Origin of the sequence: Aquabacterium sp. G14 (assembly GCF_037482285.1) — a bacterium.
Lineage (GTDB): Bacteria > Pseudomonadota > Gammaproteobacteria > Burkholderiales > Burkholderiaceae_C > Aquabacterium.
On record NZ_JBBEYB010000038.1, the window covers coordinates 1 to 3,024 of the forward strand.

Below are 3,024 nucleotides of genomic sequence, written 5' to 3' on the forward strand. Positions count from 1 at the left end.
ATTGTGAGCACAGCTGGCCTGGATGCGGTGCTGGTGGCAGTTGAATTGGCGCTGGAGAGCGCGCCACCGTCTGGCAAGGTCAGCGTCGAGCATGTGATCAATGTTCTGAGCAGGCTCAACCCTGCACCCACGCCTGAAGATGCACAGACCTGTTTGCAGGCGACAGTGGCCCCACTGGCCAACACGGCGCGCTACGACAGCTTGCGCGGGCAAGGCGGCACGGAGGAGATCAACCATGCGTGATATCGCTGCAGAGCTCAAACAACTGCGCCTGCACGGCATGGCGGGCGCATGGTTGGACCTGATCGAACAAGGGTCCAGTACGGGCTCAGAGGATGCACGGTGGTTGATTGAACACCTGCTGCAGGCCGAGGCCACAGACCGAGGCATGCGCTCGGTGAGCCATCAGATGCATGCAGCCAAGTTCCCTGTGCATCGAGACCTGGCTGGGTTCGACTTCGCTGTGTCCCCCGTTGACAGCAAGCTGGTTCACACGCTGGCAGAGACAGGCTTCACAGAAGTGGCGCACAACGTGGTGTTGGTGGGAGGGCCTGGCACCGGCAAGACCCACCTGGCCACAGCCATTGGCGTGTCCGGCATCACCAAGCATGGCAGGCGCGTGCGCTTTTACTCCACGGTGGATCTGGTCAACGCGCTGGAGCAAGAGAAGGCACAAGGCAAGGCCGGACGCATCGCGACGAGCTTGTTGCGCCTGGACCTGGTGATCCTCGATGAGTTGGGCTACCTGCCGTTCAGCCAGGCAGGCGGTGCGCTGCTGTTCCACTTGCTCAGCCGGTTGTACGAGCACACCAGCGTGATGATCACGACGAATCTGGACTTCGCGGAATGGTCGCGTGTCTTTGGTGATGCCAAGATGACGACGGCGCTGCTGGACCGGCTCACACACCACTGCCACATCCTGGAGACGGGCAACGAGTCACACCGATTCCTGCACAGTTCCAGCACGGCCAAGAGGCGCATCAAGGCACGAGAGCAGTCTCGGATGCAGGCTGCAGCAGAGGGCAAGGCCTGAAGCTCAAAGCGAAGGGGGAAGCCGCTGCGCGGCTTCCCCCTTGATGTTCAACCAAGCCGGCCGGAAAACTCAAAACCCAGGCCAGGCTCTACACTTATCCACAGCTGACCACCCTTTGGTCGGCTACCAGCCCTGGCTCAATATTGGATCGGCACGGTGGCTCAGATTTGGATCGGCGCGGACACCCATTGCCAGATTCCAGCCCATTGAGTGCTGGGATTTGCCGCAGCCAGCACCAACAAGCCGAAACCTAGGGCCACCCAAAGGCGGTCTGGGCTTTCATTCAAAGACTGGGTACAGACCATGAGCATGCCTGCTGCAGCCAAGCTCGCACCGACTTGCGTGGATACGGTGATGCGTTTGCTAAGAGAACTTATGCCCAAACCGAGGATAAAGCAAAGGTTTAGAGGTGACAGAAAGTAGGTGGCGAATCGACTCATCGTGACATGAGAGAACCACGCCAGAAGTATGGAAGCTACCCAAATCGCCAAGACGCTCCAGAATGCTTTGCGTGAAAAAAACCACAAAGAGAAGATCAGGTAAAAGATCATCTCGTGCACAAGTGTCCAAGCTACTGACAAGGCTGGTGGGGCGTCAGACGGCATTAGCAAAAAAGTCGTTAGCAAACTGGGGGAGCGTTCGGCCTGACTTAGGTTAGGAAGTAACAGGTAGAGGAGGTAGATGCCAACCCCTATTGGTAAATATGGGACGTAGATTCTGATGAATCTTGCCTTGAAATACTCTCTTGCTCCACCCTGGAGCGAATCAGGCCGCAGGCTGGAGTGGGCGATGATGAAGCCAGAGAGAACAAAGAAGAAATCGACTCCTAGGGAAGGTCTGCACAAATGAGTGCTGACCATGGTTGGGTGTGCTGACATGACCAGAAAGGCGGCTGGGCGTACCTTTGGCAGGTGTTTTGGGCGCGTTTCGCACCCATTTCCCATGCAGCAGACGCACTCATGCCTGGCTCCCCGGCAAACGCTTGCGGACCATCCACAGGTTGGCCAGCGCAAACAGCGTGTGCAACTGCGCCGTGTTCTTGGCCAAGCCGCGATAGCGCACCTTCACATGGCCGAACTGGCGCTTGATGACACGGAACGGATGCTCCACCTTGGCGCGGATGCTGGCCTTGATGCGTTCGACCTGATCGGTCAGCGCATCTACCGGATCGGTTTTGTCCAGCAACTTGCGCTTGCCTGGTCGCATGGCCACATGCCACTTCACATCTACTTTGGCGTCAGGTCGCTTGTGGGCACCCTGGTAGCCCGCATCGGCGAAGACATCCGTTTCTTGTCCGTGCAGCAAGCTGTTGGCTTCGACCACGTCGTTGACGTTGCCCGAGGTTCCACGCACGGTGTGCACCAGGCCCGAGTCGGCGTCCACCCCAATGTGCGCCTTCATGCCGAAGAACCACTGCTGGCCCTTCTTGCTTTGGTGCATCTCCGGGTCACGCTCACCGCTGGCGTTCTTGGTCGAGCTCGGTGCTGAGATCAGCGTGGCATCGACCACCGTGCCGCTGCGCAGCATCAGACCCTTGGCCCCCAGCAGCAGGTTGACCGTGGCCAGGATGCGCTCGGCCAGCTTGTTCTTCTCCAGCACATGACGGAAGCGCAAGATGGTGCTCTCGTCAGGCAGTCGGTCGTCCCAGCCGCCCAGGCCGGCGAAGTCGCGGAACAGGGGCATGTCGTGCAGCGCTTCTTCCATGGCCGGGTCGCTCAGCGTGAACCACTGCTGCATGAAGTGGATGCGCAGCAGCGACTCCACCGGGAACGGCGGGCGGCCGCGTTTGCCCTCGGGCATGAATGGCGCGATCTGCGCCACCAGGTCGGACCACGGCACCACCCGGTCCATCTCGTCGAGGAACTCCCGACGGCGCGTGCGCTTCGTCGAGGTTCCCAATCCAAGGCTGCTCTGCTTCATGGGCTCAATCGTCTCAGGCAATCACGCTGGCGCCAAGCACATGTCCAGGCGGTTTATGCAGACCATCCCTA

3 protein-coding genes and 1 pseudogene are annotated in these 3,024 nt (G+C 59.6%); 2 read left to right on the forward strand and 2 right to left on the reverse strand.

What is annotated here, in order from left to right; translation table 11 throughout:
* Together WIT60_RS16810 and istB are read left to right on the forward strand one after the other, a co-directional pair.
* Positions 1-243, forward strand: a pseudogene (locus WIT60_RS16810) (IS21 family transposase); the annotation flags it as partial.
* The gene (gene istB / locus WIT60_RS16815; protein WP_012080644.1) at positions 236-1,033 is read left to right on the forward strand and encodes an IS21-like element helper ATPase IstB; all 798 of its coding nucleotides are present in this window, start codon (positions 236-238) and stop codon (positions 1,031-1,033) included. The pseudogene WIT60_RS16810 and the gene istB, both read left to right, overlap by 8 nt.
* A gap of 161 nt (positions 1,034-1,194) precedes the next feature.
* On the opposite strand, the gene WIT60_RS16820 is transcribed toward istB, so the two are convergent.
* Complete coding sequence (locus WIT60_RS16820; protein WP_339584972.1) at positions 1,195-1,977, reverse strand: acyltransferase family protein; 783 nt, start codon at positions 1,975-1,977, stop codon at positions 1,195-1,197.
* Between the two features lie 13 nt (positions 1,978-1,990).
* A complete protein-coding gene (locus WIT60_RS16825) occupies positions 1,991-2,953 on the reverse strand; it encodes an IS5 family transposase (protein ID WP_339584180.1) in 963 nt (320 codons plus the stop codon).
* Between the last annotated feature and the right edge of the window lie 71 nt (positions 2,954-3,024).